Annotated in this window: 14 protein-coding genes; 10 read left to right on the forward strand and 4 right to left on the reverse strand. The window is 53.0% G+C overall.

The window, feature by feature from the left end:
• Window positions 1–2 precede the first annotated feature (2 nt).
• From WKJ04_RS11210 to WKJ04_RS11230, 5 genes are all read left to right on the forward strand, one after another.
• Window positions 3–899: a virulence factor BrkB family protein gene (locus WKJ04_RS11210; RefSeq protein WP_337880500.1), complete on the forward strand. Its 897-nt coding sequence runs from the start codon at window positions 3–5 to the stop codon at window positions 897–899.
• Window positions 880–1833 (forward strand): prolyl aminopeptidase, encoded by a 954-nt coding sequence (gene pip, locus WKJ04_RS11215; protein WP_337880501.1) that lies wholly within the window; start codon window positions 880–882, stop codon window positions 1831–1833. The genes WKJ04_RS11210 and pip overlap by 20 nt, the downstream gene beginning before the upstream one ends.
• On the forward strand, window positions 1834–2271 hold the full coding sequence (dtd, locus tag WKJ04_RS11220) for a D-aminoacyl-tRNA deacylase (RefSeq protein ID WP_337880502.1): 438 nt from the start codon (window positions 1834–1836) through the stop codon (window positions 2269–2271). It abuts the gene before it with no gap.
• Window positions 2272–2280: 9 nt separating this feature from the next.
• Window positions 2281–3180 (forward strand): bifunctional GNAT family N-acetyltransferase/hotdog fold thioesterase, encoded by a 900-nt coding sequence (locus WKJ04_RS11225; RefSeq protein ID WP_337880503.1) that lies wholly within the window; start codon window positions 2281–2283, stop codon window positions 3178–3180.
• Window positions 3181–3280: 100 nt separating this feature from the next.
• The gene (locus WKJ04_RS11230; protein WP_337842276.1) at window positions 3281–3898 is read left to right on the forward strand and encodes a restriction endonuclease; all 618 of its coding nucleotides are present in this window, start codon (window positions 3281–3283) and stop codon (window positions 3896–3898) included.
• A 182-nt stretch (window positions 3899–4080) separates the two neighbouring features.
• Here WKJ04_RS11230 and WKJ04_RS11235 read toward each other — a convergent pair whose 3' ends face one another.
• Window positions 4081–6108 carry a methyl-accepting chemotaxis protein gene (locus WKJ04_RS11235; RefSeq protein WP_337880504.1) on the reverse strand — a complete coding sequence of 676 codons (2028 nt, stop codon included), beginning with the start codon at window positions 6106–6108 and terminating at the stop codon, window positions 4081–4083.
• A gap of 228 nt (window positions 6109–6336) precedes the next feature.
• A complete protein-coding gene (gene hutC / locus WKJ04_RS11240) occupies window positions 6337–7071 on the reverse strand; it encodes a histidine utilization repressor (RefSeq protein WP_337880505.1) in 735 nt (244 codons plus the stop codon).
• 109 nt (window positions 7072–7180) lie between these two features.
• Here hutC and hutI point away from each other — a divergent pair, with 109 nt between their 5' ends.
• Window positions 7181–8410, forward strand: coding sequence for an imidazolonepropionase (gene hutI, locus WKJ04_RS11245; protein WP_337880506.1), 1230 nt, complete (start codon window positions 7181–7183; stop codon window positions 8408–8410).
• Window positions 8411–8465: 55 nt separating this feature from the next.
• The gene (locus WKJ04_RS11250) at window positions 8466–9977 is read left to right on the forward strand and encodes a bifunctional diguanylate cyclase/phosphodiesterase (RefSeq protein WP_337880507.1); all 1512 of its coding nucleotides are present in this window, start codon (window positions 8466–8468) and stop codon (window positions 9975–9977) included.
• Here WKJ04_RS11250 and WKJ04_RS11255 read toward each other — a convergent pair.
• A complete protein-coding gene (locus tag WKJ04_RS11255) occupies window positions 9974–11023 on the reverse strand; it encodes a formimidoylglutamase (protein WP_337880508.1) in 1050 nt (349 codons plus the stop codon). The genes WKJ04_RS11250 and WKJ04_RS11255 overlap by 4 nt on opposite strands.
• Before the next feature lie 5 nt (window positions 11024–11028).
• Window positions 11029–11514 carry a ribonuclease E activity regulator RraA gene (gene rraA / locus WKJ04_RS11260; RefSeq protein WP_337842270.1) on the reverse strand — a complete coding sequence of 162 codons (486 nt, stop codon included), beginning with the start codon at window positions 11512–11514 and terminating at the stop codon, window positions 11029–11031.
• A gap of 183 nt (window positions 11515–11697) precedes the next feature.
• On the opposite strand from rraA, the gene WKJ04_RS11265 reads away from it, so the two are divergent.
• From WKJ04_RS11265 to WKJ04_RS11275, 3 genes are all read left to right on the forward strand, one after another.
• The gene (locus WKJ04_RS11265) at window positions 11698–13692 is read left to right on the forward strand and encodes a bifunctional diguanylate cyclase/phosphodiesterase (RefSeq protein ID WP_337880509.1); all 1995 of its coding nucleotides are present in this window, start codon (window positions 11698–11700) and stop codon (window positions 13690–13692) included.
• A gap of 57 nt (window positions 13693–13749) precedes the next feature.
• Window positions 13750–14274 (forward strand): phosphatase PAP2 family protein, encoded by a 525-nt coding sequence (locus WKJ04_RS11270; protein ID WP_337880510.1) that lies wholly within the window; start codon window positions 13750–13752, stop codon window positions 14272–14274.
• A 117-nt stretch (window positions 14275–14391) separates the two neighbouring features.
• Entirely contained in the window at window positions 14392–16272 is a 1881-nt protein-coding gene (locus WKJ04_RS11275; protein WP_337880511.1) for a methyl-accepting chemotaxis protein, read from the forward strand.
• Window position 16273 lies beyond the last annotated feature (1 nt).

Genomic DNA, 16273 nt, shown 5'->3' on the forward strand with positions numbered 1-16273 from the left:
CCATGATGCCAGCAGGACGGCCTTGGCAGCAGTATCTGCATCAGATATATCGGGTGCTGGGATTGTATGTTCAGCGTTGTCTGCAGGATCAGATTAATGTGGTGGCTGGCTATCTGGCCTATATTTCCTTGTTGTCCCTGGTGCCGCTGATTGCGGTGATGTTTTCGGTGATGGGGGCTTTTCCGATGTTCGCCGAATGGCGTACTCAGCTGGAGGCCTTTATTTATGCTAATGTCGTCCCTTCCCGGGGGGATGAACTGCGGCTTTATATTGCTGGCTTTGTCGAAAATATTGGCCGGATGACGGCGGTAGGTGTGGGCGCTTTGGTCGTGGTGGCGTTAATGCTGATTCATAATATCGACAAAAGCATTAATAAAATCTGGCGGATAGAAAAACGACCGCGGCTGATTATTTCGTTTTCAATTTATTGGATGCTGCTGACTTTTGGTCCTATTTTGCTCGGGGCCTCTATCGCTGTGTCGTCTTACCTGCTGACTTTGTCAGGTTATGCCGAAGATTACACGCCGGGTCTGAGTAATCTGTTGCTGACGCTGACGCCATTTTTCTTTTCCGTTGCCGCCTTTTATCTGCTGTATTTATTGGTGCCCAATACCAAAGTGAAGTATCGCCATGCGCTGGCTGGTGCTGTGCTGGCCAGCCTGTTGTTTGAACTTTTGAAAAAAGGCTTTGCGCTGTACATCACTTATTTTCCGTCCTACCAGACCATTTATGGGGCTTTGGCGTTGGTGCCCATTTTGTTTTTGTGGGTCTATCTGGTGTGGTGGCTGGTGTTGGCAGGTGTGGAATTCACCGCATTGTTGCAGCAGCTTTACCCCTTAAATCAAGCCGAACAACAGCAACAGTGCGAAGGAGAGGTCAATGAGTCCGAAAATACCTGAGCCTTATGCAATACAGTGGTTGCCGACCGCAGACGGCCATCAGCTGTACCTGGAACAAAGTGGCGCACCTGACGGAATACCTGTGTTGTATTGCCATGGTGGCCCTGGTGGTGCCAGTTCACCTTTTCATCGCAGCCTGTTTGACGCCCGCCGCTACCGCATTATTTTGTTTGATCAGCGCGGTTGTGGTCAGTCCAAACCCCTGTACTGCCTGACCAACAATGATACACACCACCTGGTGGCGGATATGGAACTGATCCGCGAGGCTTTGGGTATAGAGCGCTGGCTGGTTTGTGGCGGTTCCTGGGGCAGTACACTGGCACTGGCGTATGGGCAGGCCCATGCCTCACGTTGTCTTGGCTTTATTTTGCGCGGTATTTTCCTGGCCAGGGATGAAGATATTCAATGGTTGTATGGCCAGGAAGGTGGCGCCGCCCAAGTGTTTCCTGATTTTTACCGTGATTTTTTCAGACCCATAGCAGGTTCGGAACTGGATGACCCAATCAGGGCTTATCATCAGTTGTTGCACTCTGATCAGCACAGAACCCGATTGGATGCAGCCTTAGCCTGGAGTTTATGGGAATCGCGTATTGCCAGCCTGCGCACGCATCCTGCTGCTTTTGCCGGCGAGCAGGAGGAAGATGCTGCGCTGGCGTTGGCGCTGATTGAAAATCACTATTTTATGCATCAGAGCTTTTTACAGCCGAACCAACTGTTGAATGGTGTTGCCGCGATACGGCATTTGCCCTGCATTCTGGTGCATGGCCGTTATGACATGGTGTGCAAAGCAGAAAACGCCTGGCAGCTGGCCCAGCTCTGGCCACAGGCCGAGCTGGTCTGGGTGGAAGACGCCGGGCATTCTGCGTCCGAACCCGGTATTACAGCGGCTTTGTATCAGGCGTCGGTGCGGATGGCGCTGAAGTTAGGAGTGTAAATGAAGGCGTTATTGCAACGGGTCCGACAGGCGAAAGTTGAAGTGGCGGAGCAGACTGTGGGGCAGATAGGCTGCGGATTGTTGGTGTTGTTGGGAGTGGAGCAACAGGACACTGAACAACAGCTAAAAAAACTGGCAGATAAAGTACTGAAATACAGAATGTTTTCTGATGAAAACGGCAAAATGAATCTGAACGTGCAGCAGGCCGGTGGTGCTTTGCTGGTGGTGTCGCAGTTTACTCTGGCCGCAGACACCAACTCAGGTTTAAGGCCCAGCTTTACACCCGCAGCTTTACCCGAGCATGCAAAGCAGCTTTACCTGCAATTTGTCGGCTATTGTCGCAGTCAGGGGATAGACGTGCAGACAGGTCAGTTTGCTGCTGATATGCAGGTCAGCCTGACCAACGATGGTCCCGTTACTTTTCTACTGCAAAGCTGAGGTGAGTGGATGAAATGGCAGCTGCGTTCCCCACAAACTCCCGCTGAATGGCAGGCGTATTACCTGTTGCGCTGGCAAGTGCTGAGAGCTCCCTGGCATCAGCCCCAAGGTTCTGAGCGGGATGAGTTGGAACAGGACGCTTTTCATAGTGCGGCCTGGACTGAACAAGGCGAGGTAGTGGCCGTCGGGCGGGTGCATAAAATTAACGCGCAACAAGCTCAGGTGCGTTATATGGCGGTGTCGCCAGATTGGCAGGGGCATGGTCTGGGTGCTTTGGTGTTACAACAATTGGAACAACAGGCACTGCAGTGGCACGCGCAACAGTTGGTACTGAATGCCCGGGAGAGCGCAGCAGGTTTTTACCGTAAGCTGGGTTATCAGTACCTGGAGCCGGCCAACGCTTTGTTTGGTATTGCCCATGACCGTTACGGCAAAGCTTTGGCATTTCAGGCGAATACCAGCACGCTGGCTGACTGGCGTGCCGAGCTGCAACACACCTGGCATCAGACTATTCCACTGTCAGCCTATATGCAGCTTGGCATTCAGCAGCTGAGTCCCTGGTTCCTGGAGACTCAGGTGCCGTTGCCGCCCAATATCAATCTGCATCAGACGATGTTTGCCGGCAGTATTTACACCACTGCGACGCTGACCGGCTGGGGCATGGTCTGGTTGCTGTTACAAGAGCACCAGCAGCAAGGCCATATAGTGCTGGCCGACGCGCAAATTCGTTACCTGAAACCAGTGCCAGGCACAGCCACAGCACGCTGTTACCGCTATCTGCATCAGGTGGACTGGACCGCCTTGGCTCAGGGGCGGAAAGTCAGGGTACCTGTGACCGTTGAACTCTGGTCTGACTCGGTTCTGGCGGCTGAGTTTCGCGGCCAGTTTGCGGTGTTGCCTAAGCATTAAACAGAAACCAACCCCTTATTATTCCTTTATCAACAGATGATCAGGTAATCAGCTGTTGCCAGAGCCACACTCACACCTCGTTTTCTGAGGAGAATTAGTGATGAACAACAAGTGGCTGATTTGCTCCTGTATTGCAACTGGCATCGGAATTCTTGCCGGTGCAGGTTACCTGATGTTTTCTGAGTATTCGGTGCTGTCTGGTTATCAGGACTGGGTACTCAGCAGCTTTTGGTCTAACTCATTGCTCTGGACCTTTGTTGTGATGTTTTTAATGGCTTTGGTGTTTAATGTGCTGGCTTTTCTGGAGCTGGAGCGGCAGGAAGACCTGCTGAACCCTATGGCCTGGCTGAATGACGGCAAAGGAGAGCGGTCACAGCAGCAGTACAAATACAGCACGGACTTGCTGCTGGAACATTTGCAGCGTGATATGGAGTCGTTGGAGCGGCATGACTCGCATTATTTGGTCCGTAACCGCCATCAGGCATTGCTGGTTTATATTCAGCAGGACGCCGAAGCTCCACTGACCGTGTCTTTGGTGCGCTCTGTTTTCCAGCAAATGTTGATGCAAAATTGTCAGCGAGGCCTGATTGTCAGCTGTCAGCGTATCAATAGCCAGGTGCGGCTCTTTGCAAACGAAGCCGGCATTGAATTGTTTGATCATCAGAAACTGAAACGTTACCTGAGCAATGAACAAAGTGGCCAGTTAGTGCTGATATAACGGCTAAGTAAGGCTTTCGTCATGTTTTATTCGAAGATAAATACGATGATGTTCAGGTAGTTACCAATCTGATTAACGGAATACACAAAGATAAAGGATGACACACTTCCTGCCTGGCCAGAGATTCTCTGGCCATTTTTTTTGCTGTAATTTGGGTGGCAGCTGGTGATGAAAGAGCTGGGTTAATGCAATCTGAAGTGTTGAACTGATGCCTCCAGCCGGCTTGCGGCTGTAGCCACCTGGGTGCTTTGTTCAAGGGTCGTGGTGGCCCGCGCGGTACTTTGTTCAGCCAGCTCGACCATGCTGTGCATCCGCTCTTCAATTGCGTGCCCGAGCTGACGTTGTTCTGCGCTGGTTGTGGCAATGTGGTCACTTACCTGATGCATACTGCTGATAGCTTGATTGATGTCCTGCAATGCTTGCATCAGTTGCTCGTTCTGGCTGACACAGAGGTTGGCGTCTTGCTGACCTTTCTCCACTGAACTGACCGCCTGCACACTTTGCTGTTGTAACTGACTGATCATATCCCGGATTTCATCTGTCGCCTGTTGGCTGCGTACGGCCAGAGAGCGGACCTCATCAGCCACTACCGCAAAACCCCGGCCTTGTTCGCCGGCCCGGGCGGCTTCAATGGCGGCATTCAGCGCCAGCAAATTGGTTTGTTCGGCAATACCCCGGATGGTTTGCAGAATGCCGCCAATATTGTTGGACTGGCTGTTCACCTGCTGCATCAGTTGGCTGGTCTGGTCCAATTGACCTGCCAGTTGCACCACGGCCTGGTTATTTGCGGCAGAGATCCGGTCTATGGCCTGGCTTTGATGCAGGGCTTGTTGCATTTGCAGCTGAGCCTCGTCGGCCTGCGCAGCTATCTGTTCAGTCTGACCCGCTAATTGCACTGTAATTTGATTCACTGTGGCCACTTGCTGGTTCTGGGTACTCAGTGCCTGGTGAATGGCGGTAATTTCTTCGCTGGATCGGTGTGCGCTGTGGTTCAACTCCAGCACCCCTTGCTGAATTTGTTCAATCAGCTGACGCAGTGCCCGGGTCAGGCGGTTGACGTTGGCTGACAGCTCGCCAAATTCATCCTGCGAACGAATATCCAGCTCACGGCTTAAATTGCCTGAGGCGATATCCGCCAGTACTTTATTAATGCCGGACAATGGCTGAATCATTGCTTTAATGGTCAGATAAGCGGCGGTCAACGCCAGCCCTACCAGCACCACCATCATCAGAATGGTCCGCACCGTGCCTGAGTTGACCGACGAGGAAAGGTCTTGCTGCAGGCTGTTAAACTGCTGCTCGGCACCAAGAATTAACTGGTCAAGCGCAGCAATAGCTTCCCGAACCTGTTGCTCTGACTGCAGAAACTGTTCACGGGCGCGCTGCAGTTCGTCCGCCTGCTGCAGTTTGATGCTGACCAGATTGGGGCTGGCCTCCAGCCGGGTTTTGGTGTCGTTCAGCTGACTGAGAAAGTCCTGCCATAAATCACCGGCCTGAACCTGTGGAATCAGGTTGGCAATATAGTCCAGATTGCCTTGCATATCGCTGAAGGTAAAACTCAGGTTTTCCTGGCTGCTCGCCAGTGGTTGCCTGCTGCTGTATGCCGCAGTTTCCCTCACCGTTTGCAGCAATTGCAGCAACTGACCATCGACCCGGCTGGCAGCTCCGGCAATCAGTTCCACCTGGGCAGATTTGCCTGGCACCTCCAGAAAGGATAAATCCACCAACGTGGCCCCGGCAGTATCAATGAGTTGCTCCAGTTGTTTCAATTCGGCTTGAGCCAGCTCGCCGTGCTCTAAGGCTTTTAAACGTGCATCGAACAACGCACTGACCGCCTGCTGATAATTCTGGTAATGACCTGAAGCTAATGCCAACTGGCTTTTTAAGCTGTCATCCTGTTGCACCAATTGTCCCAGCGTCTCTATCAGTTGCCGATAGCTGTCGGACGTATTGCTGAAGTCGGTTTGAATGGCTTTAATTTCGTCTGCTTTTTCGACGGTAAAACCCATAGCGGACAACTTGGCTAACCGCAGTAGCTGAATCTGGGCTTTATTGCTCTGTTGTTGTACAGGCACTGCGGTTTCATTGATTTGATTGCTGGAGCTGCTGACGACCGCAAAACTCCATAAAGAAGACAAACTGGCAATCAGTAACAGCAAGGCAATAAAGCCAAAGCCCAGATAAATCTTGTGAGCCACCCTGAGTTTCATAAAATCATCCCAACTTCTGTTCTTGTTATTAGTTTTAGAGCATGTTGACGCTGATGCGAACAGCCGTCTGACACTAACAGAGTTTTCACAACTGGTCTAGCCAGACTGGTGCAGCGTTGCTGGGCTTCAGCTGAGATAAAATGCAGCCCGGCTGCGGTTAGCAGCTTGATATGTTCAATGGGGGGCTTTTTGGGAAAAAATTGCACCAGGTTGGTGCGCCCTGTTGGGTCAAGGGGCTGGTTTTTTCTGTGACACCGTCAGCTGACCACCCAGCCGGTAACGGCTGCCAGCTGAGGTCAGGTAAGCAAAACTGACGGCTCCGCCCCGGCTGAAGGTACGCCGGGTCAGGCGTAAACAAGGTTCAGAGGGCGGGATCTTCAGGTATTTCTGGCACAGCTCGTCAGGCAACACGGCTTCAATTAAATGTTCGGCATCTGTCAGCGGTGCCACCGCACTCAAATACTCATGTGGAGTTTGGTAGTGGAAATCCTGAGCCAGGTAGTCTGGAATCATCACCGGGTTGACATAACGGGCTTCCAGCTGCAAAGGGGTCTGGTTGTCATAATGCACAATCAGTGAAAAAAACACTGGCTGATGACGCACCATGCCAAGTGCTGAGGCCACCAGGGCCGGGCAAGGCAGGCTGGTCAGTTGCACCAGCTGAGCGCTGTGAAAATGGCCGCGCCTGGTGATATCGTCGGCAATATTACGGATTTCCAGTAAAGAGGACTGTGACTTAGGTGAGGCCACAAAGCTGCCTACCCCCTGAGTGCGGTACAGTACGCCTTGTTCTGTCAGCTCTTGCAAGGCGCGGCGTGCCGTCATCCGGCTGACGCCAAACTGGCCGGCCAGCTCGTTTTCCGATGGGATCCGGCTGTGTTCAGGCCAGGCGGCGCTCTCCACCTGCGCCAGAATATGGTCTTTGATGGTGATAAATTTTTTGTTGGAGGCCGGGTGATCCATGGCGGTACCAAAGGCGGTAAGTTTTATTCTTACTCTAGAGTCTATCTCTTGTATAGACAAGTTGTTCGGTTAGAATTGCTGACATCAGACAGGTTTTTTTGGGGTGTTTATGCAAGATTTCGACGCAGTCTGGGTGAATGTTCAGCTGGCCACTATGACGGATGCAGCGGGGCCTTACGGGACTATTGCGGACGGCGCTTTGGCAGTCAAAGACGGCCGTATTGCCTGGTTGGGCCCCAAAGCGGAACTGCCTGCCACAGATGTGCTCAGCACCCCTTGGTATGATGGGCAAGGCCAGTGGTTGTTGCCCGGTTTCATTGACTGTCACACCCATCTGGTTTACGCCGGCAGCCGTGCCAATGAATTTGAAATGCGTCTGAATGGTGCCAGTTATCAGCAGATCGCCGAAGCGGGTGGCGGTATCAAATCCACAGTGATGGCCACCAGAGCGGCCAGCCATGAAGAACTCTTTGTGCTGGCAAAAAACCGGCTCAATGCACTGCTGAGCCAGGGGGTCACCACTGTAGAAATCAAGTCCGGTTATGGGCTGGATCTGGCCACAGAACAAAAGATCCTGGAAGTGGCGGCTGAGCTGGACAGAGTGCACCCGGTCGATATTCAGAAAACCTTTTTGGGTGCGCATGCGGTGCCGGCTGAGTACCAGGGCAACGCAGAGGGCTATATGGCGCTGGTGGTGGAAAGCATGTTGCCACAACTGGCAGCGTTGGGTCTGGTGGATGCTGTGGACGTATTTTGTGAAGGCATTGGTTTTTCTGTTGAGCAAAGCCGCCGGCTCTTTGAAAAGGCCAAAAGTCTGGGGTTGCCGGTTAAGGCGCATGCCGAGCAGCTCTCCTGCCTGGGGGGCACCCGCCTGGTGGCCGAGTTCAGCGGTTTGTCGGCTGACCATATTGAGTACCTGAGCGAAGAAGATGTCAAAGCCATGGCGGCGGCAGGCACTGTGGCTGTATTGCTGCCGGGCGCGTATTATTTTCTGCGTGAAACCCAACAGCCTCCCGTGGCTTTGTTGCGTCAACATGGCGTGCCCATGGCCATTTCCACCGATTTAAACCCTGGCACTTCGCCTTTTTGTAATTTACCGCTGATGCTGAATATGGCCTGCACCCTGTTCCGTCTGACGCCGGAAGAAGCCCTGCAGGGCGTCACCCGTCATGCGGCTGCGGCTTTAGGTTTATCCGACCGTGGTCAGCTGGCCGTTGGGAAAAAGGCCGATTTTGCGCTCTATGCGATAGGCCAGCCAGCAGAACTCTGTTATCAGTTTGGCGTCAATCCACTGCGCCAACTGGTCAAAGATGGCCAGGTGCTGCGACTTCCTGTCTAGACAATCATAAAATCTGAAGTAGGATTAAGAAGTTAGCGTTTTATAAGGGGTAGGTGTGCGACGAATTCTGATAGCGGTCACAGTGGTATTGGTTTGGTCGGCCCCTGCTATGGCGCAACAACAACAGGACCCGCTGGGCTGGCTGGTCAGTGCTGTGTTGGCCCTGCTGCTGCTTTGGACCTTGTGGCTGCTGCGTAAAGCCAAAACTCAACTGCAAGTTTCTGTACCGATGCGGCCTGACAGCTCAGATGATTTGCATGATGAACTGAGTGGTTTGCCGAATAAAGCCAGGCTCAGTCAAATTGTTAAACGATGGGACAAACAGCAGCGTGGTAAAAAGGCCGCTTTGCTGGTGTGCAAAGTGCAACACTTTGACCGGGTGAATCAGGCGATAGGGGCACAAAATGCTGATTTGTTATTGGTACAGATTGCTCAGCGCCTGCAGCAGCGGCTGATCTCTGAAGCACAAGCCTGTCTGCTGGATAAAGAGAATAAGGTGGCCCACCTGGGGGGCATTTATTTTGCGCTCTGGCTGGATGCCTCTGAAAAACAACATGGTGCGGAACAGCTGGCGCACAAACTGGAATACCAGCTGCCCCAGTCCTTATTGATCCATGGCTGCGCCATTGATTACCAGCTACTGAGCGGTATTGCCTGTTACCCCGAGCACGGTGAACAGCTCAATGAATTGCTGGATAAAGCGCTGCTGGTGCTGCAACACCGTCAATTTGGTCACAGCCACCATCTGGTGTATCAGCCGGAGCTGACACAGTATGATCAGGATAAACTCAGCCTGATGGCTGAACTGCAACAGGCGATAGATTCCCAACAACTGAAACTGCATATCCAGCCACAGCTCAGCCTGACGGATCACAAGGTGCTGGCCGGTGAAGTGCTGATCCGCTGGCATCACCCACGCCGGGGGTTGATGGGGCCGGATCAGTTTTTGCCGCTGGCCGAACAAATGGGGGTCATTTACCCGCTAACCCGCTGGGTGCTGGAGCGGGCCATTCAACTGCTGGCTCAGTTACAGCAACAGCAGCTGCATTGCCAGATAGCCGTGAATCTGTCCAGTAAGGATTTGCTGCAGGACGAGCTGGTGGACACTGTAGAGCTATTGCTGAATAAGTACCAGGTGCCTGCCAGTCTGTTGATTCTGGAGCTGAAAGAAAGTGCTTTGGTGGCCGAGCCTGATTTAGCGTTACGCACTTTACATCATCTGTCTCAACTGGGAGTGGAGCTGGCACTGGACGACTTTGGGACCGGTTTCTCGTCGTTGGCCTATCTGCGTGAACTGCCTATTCAGCAGGTCAAAGTGGATTGTTCTTTTGTGTTTGACCTGCACCGTTCCGATACCCACAGCGCCATCACAGGCGCCATTATCGATATTGCGAAAAACCTGCAGTTCACCGTGGTCGCCGAAGGTATTGAACAGCAGGAAGTCGAGCAGAAACTGCTGGCAATGGGCTGCAGCAGGGGGCAGGGTTACCTCTATGCCAAACCTTTTGCTCTGGACGCTTTTGTACCCTGGATGCAGCAGTGGGGTTACAGCAAAGCCAGTTACTAAACCGGCCTGGCTTGTTTTGCCATCACAAAAGCACAGACCAATGCAGTCAGTATTTGCCCGGCGTCATTGATCCCGGCGGTCAGTCCGGCCGGATGGCGCTCCGGTGCCGCTTCGGCCAGATGCAGATATTGACTGTCCGCAGAACTGCCCAGCAGATAAACAAAATGTTCCGCCTGTTGCACCGACACCCCACAACTGTTGTAAGCGCTGACCGGCATACCGGTAATCGCATCGGTGTCCAGCTCAATCCCAAAAGGCCCGGAATGCTTTGCCTGCCATTGTTGCAGCAGCGCCGGCCAGTCGGCCTGCTGACGCACAAATAACTGCTGATAACTCAGTACATCGACCTTTTCCGCTTGCAAACCCGCCAGGGCTGCTGCTGAATTTTTTAGTTCATGCAGACCCATCACCAGATAATGCTGCAAGTACCCCTGAGCTTTGGCGTAACTAAAACCGTTGCCGCTGTGCCGGCCTTCCAGTAAACGAAAATCGGCATGCGGGTCCAGGTTAATCGCGTTTACCGGCTGGCCCCGACTGCGGCTTAAGCCCGCTAACAAAGGTAATGCATTGTTGTGGCCACCACCTATCACCACTGGCAGCAGTCCGGCATCGAAGATCGCCAGCAGCACAGGTTCCAGCCGTTGATCCAGTTCCGTGCACAAGGCCCGTAACTGCTGCAGTTGTTCTGGCTGCGCCGGGTCGAGCTGCAGACTTTGTTGCTGTAAGTCGGCGCAGTCCAGTTCACCCAACAGCATTAACTGGCTGGCATCCAGAAATGCATTGGCCTGCAGGTTAATAAATTTGCGGATAAAAGCGTTCCAGCCCTGAGTGGCGCCGCCAAACCCCAGGTTGGCACGTGGGCCTATATCCTCAGGAACGCCCAGCAGCACAATACGTACACCGGCCGCTTTGGCTTGTTGCAGGCGTTGGGTCAGGCCCAGGCTCGGGTCAGGCCAGAACAAGGCTTCACCTAAACGCTGTTCGCCAGCACGCAGTTGTTGAAAGGCCGCCAAGTCGGCGGCCTGATAAAAAGTGAACTGAGACAAACTAACTATTCCAGATCCAGAGGTTCAGGGGACAGGATCACGCCTGTACCGTCAGCATACAGATGATCGCCAGGCAAAAAGGTGACACCGGCAAAGTTAACCGGCACATCGGTTTCACCAAAGCCCTGATCGTCGGCGCCAACAGGAATGGCGTTCACGGCCTGAATACCAATATCAAAATCTTCCAGCGTATCGACATCACGCACGCTGCCGTAACAGACAATCCCTTCCCAGCCATTGCTGGCTGCCATTGATGCCAGCTCGGCATCAATCAGCGCGCGACGGGCAGAGCCGCCGCCGTCAATCAGCAGTACTTTGCCCACACCGGGTTCCGCCAGCATTTTACGCACCAGGCCATTGTCTTCAAAACACTTCACGGTCAGGATCTGACCGCCAAAGGAACGACGTCCGCCATAGTTGGCAAAAATAGGTTCCACCACATCAATCATATCGGCGTACAAGTCGCATAACTCTGAGGTGTTGTATTCCATGACGGGCTCCGTTAGATAAGTCGTTGATCAAAAACAGAGTATAACTTTATCGCCGTTAAGCTCAAGCGGATTCTGGTTTTGCTCAGGATCTGTGCTTTCAGTCAGTCCTGCAGTTGTGATGCTGTGCAGGCGATGCTAAGGTGAAAATCCACATGCTGAATTTGTTGTGACAGGGCTGACTGGTTGAGCACTGAAATACTGGCGAGATTCCTGCTTTATCTAACCCAAATTGGCTTTGCCTGCGCTATGGCTGGTTTGCTATGGCATTTCTATACCATCTATCAGCGGCATTACCTGAAATCCTGGGCCATTGCCTTTAGCTGTTTTGCCTTGTTTGTCAGTTCCATACTCAGCGGGGTTTATCTGGCCGCAGAGCAGGCTCCAGCCTGGCTGCGCGAGCTGAACAGTTTTGTCAATCTGGGCTCTTGTTATGCCTTTGCCGTGTGGCTGCTGGTGGGGGTGCATGAAACGGTCACGGCTCAACGCACTCCCAGCCGTCGAGTCAATCAGCTGCTTGCCGGGCTGGCATTACTGGCCTTTATTTCGGTCTGGCCTGTGCAGTGGTGGGCTGTCACCCGTGAATGGACGGCTTTTTTACAGCTGAATTTACGCTTGTTGCTGATAGGGCTGGCGGTTACTGTGTCCGGCGCCTGGCTCTGGACTCTGAATAAACAGCAGCTGGCTGTGCGTATTGTTGCCAGCGCCATGTTGCTGTGGGGCAGTCTGTTTTTACTGACCCCCCTGCTGCTGCAGCTGTTGCCCTCTGACAGCACCAAGGTCAGTTTTGTCATCAAATACCTGGAGCTCTTTGTACAGATGGTGCTGAGCCTGGGGCTGGTGATTTGGTTGCAGCAGGACGAACGTCAGGCCAATCAACAACTGGCGGCGAAAACACAGTATCTGGACACCCATGATCCGCTGACCGGCGCATTAAACCGCGATGCACTGTTTCAGCAACTCACCCCGTTACTGGCGGGGCAAAAGGCCTGCCTCTTGCTGATGATTGGGCTCGACAGTTTTAAAGTGGTGAATGAATCTGTCGGGTTAAAACAAGGGGACCGTATTCTGCGTGAAGTGACCAGGCGGCTGGAGTCTTCCGTGATTAAACCTGTGCTGGTGGCCCGCACCGGTGGCGATATTTTTGCTGTGGTGGTGCAGGATTGTGTGACAGACCGGCAAAAGCTGTTTGTGTTGCAACACCTGGAGCAGCTGATTGAAAAACCTTTTAGCTCAGAGCAGGGGTTAATCAAGCTGACCGCCAGTGTCGGAGTGGCCGAAGCACCTCTTCACGGTGATGACGCTGAGCTATTGCTGCGTCGTGCCAATATTGCGTTTCACCACTGCAAACGCCTGCAGCAAAGTTGCAGTTTTTACCAGCCAGGCATGGAAGAAGAATCGGCCCGTTTGCTCAGCCTGGAAAAAGATCTGTTGCTTGCGCTGGAGCAGGACCAGTTTATCTTTTATTTCCAGCCGCAATGGGATTTGCGTGAAGGCCGTATCGAAGCCTTTGAAGCTTTGGTGCGCTGGAACCATCCGGAAAAAGGCCTGCTGATGCCCGCACAGTTTTTGCCTTTGGCTGAGCAGGTGGGGTTGGCACAGGCGCTGGATTTATTGTTGCTGGAAAAAGCGGTGGCCACGCTGGCCGACTGGAAACGTCAAGGCATTGCAGTGCCATTGGCTGTGAATATGTCGCCAGTGCATTTTCAGCTGGAGGGCCTGAAAAAGAGGGTGCAGCACTTGCTGCTGAGGTACCAGGTGTCACCGGCCATGCTGGAGCTGGAAATTACCGAAAATACGGCGATGAATGATATGGAAAAAGGCTCCAACTATGTGGCCGAATTGCAGCAAATGGGCATCCGGGTCTCGATTGACGATTTTGGTACTGGTTATTCCTCTTTGGGTTATTTGCGCAGAATGCCGATCGACAAAATTAAAATCGACCGCAGTTTTGTCATCGAAATGGCCACCAACGATTCCGATATGATGATTATCAAAACCATGGTGACGCTGGCCCATGGCCTCGGCAAACGCATTCTGGCTGAAGGGGTGGAACACCAGTCTCAGCTGGACGTGCTGCGGGCTTTGTCTTGTGACGCCATGCAAGGTTATCTGCTGGCTAAACCTTTGCCCGAACAGGACGCATTGGATTTGCTGAAACGGGACAATTTGTTGTCATAGTATTGTCACCCAAGCGTCTTAAGCTGGTCAAAGCTTCAGCAAAGTGGCGGGTGAGTTATGTGGCTTGAGCGTGTCCGTCTTTGGGATCAAAAATACTTTCATTGGGTGTTCAGCCGCAGCCAGCGGCAGTCGGTGCACAAGTTCAGCTTGTGGTGCTCGAAAACCGGCGACGGCCCTTTCTATCTGCTGCTGTTATCCGGTTTCTGGCTGGCCGATGCCTTTCATGCTTCGGCCCTGACTGAACTGCTGTTGCTCAGTTTTGCTATTGAATTACCGCTGTATTTTCTGCTGAAAAACTCCATTCGCCGTCAGCGGCCGTATCAGCGGCTGGCGGAAGGTATCCAGGCCCATATTGAAGCCTCGGACAAATTCAGCCTGCCGTCCGGTCATACCGCGGCTGCCTTTGTGATGGCTTGTGCTATCAGTCTGTATTACCCCCTGTGGAGTGGCATGTTATTTGGCTGGGCCTGCCTGATTGGTTTATCCCGTATTTTGCTGGGTGTGCATTTTCCGCTGGATATTCTGGCAGGTGCCTTGCTGGGCAGCTGCAGTTGCCTGATTGCAGTGCAGTTGCTGCAGTAAAAAGCATCGCAACCATTTGCCATTTTTTTCATTTCCCGCTTGTTTGCCGCCTGCTTTACTGAAATTCCTCTTATAATCAACGTATTTGGTGCCGCGATTTAGCCGGAGTGAAGTCACATGTCTGCATTACGTCAATTGAGTATTCGTCAGCGTTTATTACTGAATGCGTGGATTGTTGGCCTGGCCATGCTTGTCATGCTGGCGTTGCTGTTATTCCAGGGGCAAAAGCTCAGTCAACTGGCACAGTTGCGGCTGGAAGTGGAGCAGCTGCAGTTGTCGGTGTTACAGCTGCGGCGTTACGAAAAGGATTTTCTGCTGAGGTCCGAGCTGGAGTATCAACAAAAATTTAATCAGCAGGCAGATTCGCTGGCGAAAAGCGGGCAGCAGCTCGAGCAGGATATGCAGGATTTAGGGCTGGATACTGCGGCACTGCAACAGTTTTTACAACTAACAGGTAACTACCGTCAGTTGTTTAATCAACTGGTGACGGTGTCAGAGCAGGTCGGGCTGGACCCGCAGTCGGGTTTGTATGGCGCTTTGCGCAAAAATGCCCATGAACTGGAGCAGGCGTTTGCCAGCATCCAGGACTTTGAACTCAGTACGCAGTTGCTGCAGCTGCGCCGTGCGGAAAAAGATTTTATGCTGCGGCTGGATCTCAAGTACCTGCAGACTTTTCAGCAGGGCCTGAACCAGTTTACCGGCTTGTTGCAGCAGAAAATCACTGATCCGGCCCAGGCTGGCAGTCTGATCACGAAAGCCCAATCGTATGGGACTGCCTTTGAGCAACTGGTGCAAGGGGAGCAGCAGATTGGTCTGGCACATGATCAGGGCCTGATGGGGCAGATGCGTCAGGCGATTCATCAGACCGAACAAAGCCTGGAACAAATGTCTGTGGCGTCATCCGCCGCCGTGGATGGTGCCACAAAAGCCAGCAAAACACTGGCCATCAGTCTTTTTGTGCTGGTGCTGATAGCGGTCATTGCGCTGGTTCTGCTGACCAGCCGCAGTATTCTGAAACCTATAGAAAAAGTCTGTGCCACTATAGGGCTGGTGCGCAAAGACAATGACTTTCGCCTGCGTATTGACGAAGAAGGGCAGGATGAAATGACCGGGCTGGCGCGGGATGTCAACCAGATGTTGTCCGATGTGCAGGATTTGGTCCGCAGTGTCAATCAGGCACTGACCATGCTGGATCAGGCCACAGCTGAACTGGCTCAATCCACCAGCGATACCAGCAAGGGCATGGCACAGCAACAGCTGGAAAGCGATATGGTGGCGACCGCTGTGACGGAAATGGGCGCCACAGTCAACGAAATTGCACAGAACACCGAACAAGCGGCACAAAAAGCCCAGGACACCAACCAGAACGCACAGCAGGGCCTGAACGCCGTGGAACAGACGGTGAGCCGCATTCAGCAGCTGGCGCAGCAACTGCAGCAGGCGTCGACTGTGTTGAATGAGCTGGAGCGTGACAGCGTGACCATAGGTCAGGTACTGGATGTGATCCGTGGTATTGCGGAGCAAACGAATTTGCTGGCGTTAAATGCGGCAATAGAAGCCGCCCGCGCTGGCGAACAAGGCCGGGGTTTTGCGGTGGTGGCCGACGAAGTACGCTCATTGGCGATGCGCACTCAGGAATCGACCGGCCAGATTGAACAGATTATTTCGGGCCTGCAGCAACGCACAGGGAACATAGTGCAAGTGATGCAACGTTGTCAGCAACAGGGCACAGAAAGCGCAGAACAGGCGGGTACCACTATCTCGTTACTGCGTCAGATCACCGGCGATGTCGGTCTGATTATGGATATGACCAGCCAGATAGCCACTGCAGTGGAGGAACAAAGCCTGGTCGCCGCCGACGTCAACAAAAATGTGGTGCGCATTCGCGATATCTCCGAACATTCGCTGGTGCTGGCGCAACAAAATGCGCAAACCAGCGAAGAAGTGGCCAGCCAGGCCAGCATGTTGCATCACACAGTCGACCGGTTTAAAGCCTGAC

Origin of the sequence: Rheinheimera sp. (assembly GCF_037442345.1) — a bacterium.
Classification (GTDB): domain Bacteria; phylum Pseudomonadota; class Gammaproteobacteria; order Enterobacterales; family Alteromonadaceae; genus Pararheinheimera.

What these genes read in the sequence shown, in the direction of transcription:
- WKJ04_RS11210 (WP_337880500.1), top strand. Translation starts at nt 3, where the DNA reads ATGATGCCAGCAGGACGGCCTTGGCAGCAGTATCTGCATCAGATATAT.
- dtd (WP_337880502.1), top strand. Translation starts at nt 1,834, where the DNA reads ATGAAGGCGTTATTGCAACGGGTCCGACAGGCGAAAGTTGAAGTGGCG.
- rraA (WP_337842270.1), bottom strand. Translation starts at nt 11,514, where the DNA reads ATGGAATACAACACCTCAGAGTTATGCGACTTGTACGCCGATATGATT.
- WKJ04_RS11225 (WP_337880503.1), top strand. Translation starts at nt 2,281, where the DNA reads ATGAAATGGCAGCTGCGTTCCCCACAAACTCCCGCTGAATGGCAGGCG.
- hutI (WP_337880506.1), top strand. Translation starts at nt 7,181, where the DNA reads ATGCAAGATTTCGACGCAGTCTGGGTGAATGTTCAGCTGGCCACTATG.
- hutC (WP_337880505.1), bottom strand. Translation starts at nt 7,071, where the DNA reads ATGGATCACCCGGCCTCCAACAAAAAATTTATCACCATCAAAGACCAT.
- WKJ04_RS11230 (WP_337842276.1), top strand. Translation starts at nt 3,281, where the DNA reads ATGAACAACAAGTGGCTGATTTGCTCCTGTATTGCAACTGGCATCGGA.
- WKJ04_RS11235 (WP_337880504.1), bottom strand. Translation starts at nt 6,108, where the DNA reads ATGAAACTCAGGGTGGCTCACAAGATTTATCTGGGCTTTGGCTTTATT.
- pip (WP_337880501.1), top strand. Translation starts at nt 880, where the DNA reads ATGAGTCCGAAAATACCTGAGCCTTATGCAATACAGTGGTTGCCGACC.
- WKJ04_RS11270 (WP_337880510.1), top strand. Translation starts at nt 13,750, where the DNA reads ATGTGGCTTGAGCGTGTCCGTCTTTGGGATCAAAAATACTTTCATTGG.
- WKJ04_RS11275 (WP_337880511.1), top strand. Translation starts at nt 14,392, where the DNA reads ATGTCTGCATTACGTCAATTGAGTATTCGTCAGCGTTTATTACTGAAT.